We start from the raw sequence: 3,214 nt of genomic DNA, 5'->3' as shown, positions 1-3,214 counted from the left end.
CGCAGCTACCTGCGTGTCTATGACCAGCTCGCCGCCGCCAGTGATTGCAAGCTGCTGCTGGCCACCTACTTCGGCGGCCTGGAAAACAATCTGTTCACGGCTCTGGAACTGCCCGTGGATGGCCTGCACCTGGACCGGGTACGCGGCAACGATGATCTTGGTCAGGTGGTGCCGCGGCTGGGCGACAAGGTGCTGTCGCTGGGCTACATCAATGGCCGCAATATCTGGCGCACCGATCTGGATGCCGCCCTAGATGCGCTGATCTCCCTGCGCAACGAACTGGGCGATCGCCTGTGGCTGGCGCCCTCCTGTTCCCTGCTGCACAGCCCGGTGGATCTGGATCAGGAAGACAAGCTGGATAGCGAGCTGAAAAGCTGGCTCAGCTTTGCCAAACAAAAACTGCAGGAACTGGCGCTACTGGGCGGCGCCCTGGACGGCGACAGCAGCGTCAATGCGGGTCTGCAATCCCAACGCGACGCCCTGCAAGCCCGCGGTCTGTCCAATCGTATCCATAACCAGGTAGTGGGCAAGCGGTTGGCTGACGCCGGCAACGTCTCCCGCGACCGCAACAGCCCCTTTGCCGAGCGCATTGCCAAACAACAGCAAGCGCTGCAATTGCCGGCCTTCCCCACCACCACCATCGGCTCCTTCCCGCAGACCCGGGAAATCCGTACCGCCCGCCGCGACTGGAAAACCGGTCGCCTGGACGACGCCTCCTACACCGAGCAGATGAAGCAGGAAATTGCCCGCTGCATCCGCTATCAGGAAGAGGTGGAACTGGATGTGCTGGTGCACGGCGAAGCCGAGCGTAACGACATGGTGGAATACTTCGGTGAACTGCTGGACGGCTTTGTCTTCACTCGCTTCGGCTGGGTGCAGAGCTATGGCTCCCGCTGCGTAAAACCGCCGATCATCTTCGGTGACGTGCAGCGCCCCGAGGCGATGACCGTGGCGTGGGCGCAATACGCCCAGTCGCTCACCGACAAACCCGTCAAAGGCATGCTCACCGGGCCGGTGACCATCCTGCAGTGGTCCTTCGTGCGCGATGACCAACCCCGCGCCGATACCTGTCGCCAGATCGCCCTGGCCCTGCGCGATGAAGTGCAGGACCTGGAAGCCGCCGGCATCAAGGTGATCCAGATCGACGAACCCGCCCTGCGCGAAGGCCTGCCACTGCGCAAGGCAGACTGGGGCCAGTACCTTGACTGGGCCGTGGACTGCTTCCGCCTGGCCACCGTGGGCGTGGCCGACGATACCCAGATCCACACCCACATGTGCTACTCGGAGTTCAACGACATCATCGAGGCCATCGCCGCTCTGGATGCGGACGTGATCACCATCGAAACGTCCCGCTCCAACATGGAATTACTGGATGCCTTCCGGGATTTCCAGTACCCCAACGACATTGGTCCGGGCGTGTACGACATCCACTCCCCCAATGAACCGGACGTGGGCTGGATGGTACAACTGATGGAAAAAGCCGCGGAGCGACTGCCGAAGGAACGGCTGTGGGTAAACCCGGACTGCGGCCTGAAAACCCGCAAATGGGAAGAAACCCAAGGCGCGTTGGCCAACATGGTGGATGCCGCAAAGCAGCTGCGCGAGGCGGGTTAAACGTCCCGTAGGAGCGTCGCTCGCGGCGCGATAAGCCAAAACCTGAAAAGACGGATTTACCACAGAGGACACAGAGATCACTGAGGGAAAAACAATTTTTTCTCTGTGTACTCCGTGCCCTCTGTGGTGAAAATGCTTTTGATCCTGGTTTGGGTTATCGCGCCGCGAGCGACGCTCCTGCAGACGCCTGCCAAGGGGCGAGGATCAACTCTGACCCTCCTCTTCCGCTTCAATCACCTTCAACAACCGATCCGGACCCAGCTCCACCGGCTTGGGTTCGCCGGGTAATTGCCAGTGGCCTGCGTGGCGCTCGTCCGGTTTGCTGTCCATCAGCGGCAGGCTGGTGAGATCTGCCAGGGCATCGCGAAACAGGTCGGTGCGATAGCACTGGGCAGCAAAGGTCTGGGTTTCTTCCAGGCTGCATTGGCGCCAGCGCTGCATTTCCTCCAACAGGAAACGGGCATCGGAACGCCAGGGAAAATTGGCGTGGAACCCCGCGAATACATGGAAGTGATGGGCCGGAAACGGTTGCCCGGTCAAGCCGCCGGGCAGGCGCTGGCTGAACGGTGCGCGAATGATTTCCGCCGGTACATCCAGCCAGGCCGGATGCGCCAGTAGCGACAGGCTCTCCAGGAGATGCTCGTCGGCGTGGCGAGCTGCCTTATAGAGTGCCCGCAACATAGCGCGATGAGGCCCGGGATTACGGGCCACCCAGTCACGGGACACCGCCAGCACTTTTTCCGGTGCGTTTTCCCAGATCTGGTAACCGGAAAGAATGCAGTGCCCGGCACCGGTAAGAGCCGCCAGGCTATTCCAGGGTTCACCCACACAGAAGCCGTCGATATGTCCCATGCGCAGGTGATCCACCATTTGCGACGGCGGCAGCACCACCAGCTTCACGTCGTGATCCGGGTCCAGCCCGGCCACGCTCAGCCAGTGACGCAATTGATAGGCATGGCAGGAAAACGGGAACACTACCGCCAGCACCAGTGGCGCCTCACCACTACTGGCACGAGCCGCTACTAGCTTGTTCATGGCGCTGGCCATGTCGTTGGGCGTGGGTCCTTCAGACAAGGCACACAGCCCCTGGAACAACATGGGTGACACGGTAATACCATTGCCGTTCAGCCCCATGGAGAAGGCCGTGGCCAACGGCTTCTTGATGCACCCCAGCCCCAGCGACGTGGCCATCATCATGGGCGCCAGCATGGGGGCCGCATCCAGCTGGCCCACCAGCAAACGATCACGCAGGCTGGCCCAGCTCCACTCCGGCTGCAGCTCCACATCCAGCCCTTCGGCGGCGAAGTAACCCGCTTCCTGGGCTACCACCAGCGGCAGGCTGTCGGTCAACGGCATATAGCCGATACGGATTTTCATGGGGTTGGCTCCTAGCAGGCTGCTGAAAAACCCATTGCGTACTCAGCGTGGCCTGAAGCGTGCAGCTGTTGTGTCTTGTCTCGACGGGCAGGGTGGTTCCCTTTCCTAGAGGCAAGGCGCAGCAGATGTGCGCTTCAGGCCGCGCCCTTCGGGTCTTCCAGGCTGGCCCGTACTCGTTGTTGCAATTTCTCGATGGGTGGACACACACCGTCAAAATTGCGCC

At 61.5% G+C, this 3,214-nt stretch carries 2 protein-coding genes; one reads left to right on the top strand and one right to left on the bottom strand.

Annotated features, from left to right (window positions below):
• On the top strand, positions 1-1,614 hold a 1,614-nt coding region (gene metE / locus HUJ17_RS00725; protein ID WP_290508906.1), incomplete at its 5' end, for a 5-methyltetrahydropteroyltriglutamate--homocysteine S-methyltransferase.
• A 204-nt stretch (positions 1,615-1,818) separates the two neighbouring features.
• On the opposite strand, the gene HUJ17_RS00720 is transcribed toward metE, so the two are convergent.
• Positions 1,819-2,991: a CmpA/NrtA family ABC transporter substrate-binding protein gene (locus HUJ17_RS00720; protein ID WP_103917988.1), complete on the bottom strand. Its 1,173-nt coding sequence runs from the start codon at positions 2,989-2,991 to the stop codon at positions 1,819-1,821.
• Positions 2,992-3,214 lie beyond the last annotated feature (223 nt).

The organism is Alcanivorax sp. (assembly GCF_014762765.1).
Taxonomy (GTDB): domain Bacteria; phylum Pseudomonadota; class Gammaproteobacteria; order Pseudomonadales; family Alcanivoracaceae; genus Alcanivorax.
This window is presented reverse-complemented; position numbering and strand designations above follow the sequence as displayed.

Coding starts and splice junctions, on each gene's coding strand:
- HUJ17_RS00720 (WP_103917988.1), bottom strand. CDS start 2,991: ATGAAAATCCGTATCGGCTATATGCCGTTGACCGACAGCCTGCCGCTG.